The sequence below is a fragment of the Acidovorax sp. sic0104 genome, from assembly GCF_019219095.1.
GTDB lineage: Bacteria > Pseudomonadota > Gammaproteobacteria > Burkholderiales > Burkholderiaceae_C > Acidovorax.
In genome coordinates this window covers 1-241 of the sequence record NZ_JAHUWH010000080.1, presented here as the reverse complement: position 1 = coordinate 241, position 241 = coordinate 1, and the positions used below count along the sequence as shown (strand labels likewise).

At 71.0% G+C, this 241-nt stretch carries 1 protein-coding gene; it reads left to right on the top strand.

The genetic code is table 11. The features are described 5' to 3' along the window. On the top strand, positions 1–241 hold a 241-nt coding region (locus tag KW835_RS27235; RefSeq protein WP_218387767.1), incomplete at both ends, for a putative Ig domain-containing protein.

Below are 241 nucleotides of genomic sequence, written 5' to 3'. Positions count from 1 at the left end.
GCCGACGTGGGCGACACCCTCAGCTACAGCGCCCAGCTCGCTGGCGGCGGGGCCCTGCCCGCCTGGCTCAGCTTCGACCCCGCCACCCGCACCTTCAGCGGCACACCCGCCAATGGCGACGTGGGCAGCGTCGACATCGACGTGATCGCCAGCGACGGCAACGGCGGCAGCGTCACCGACACCTTCGCCATCACCGTGGGCAACGTCAACGACAACCCCACCGTCGCCAACGCCATCCCCA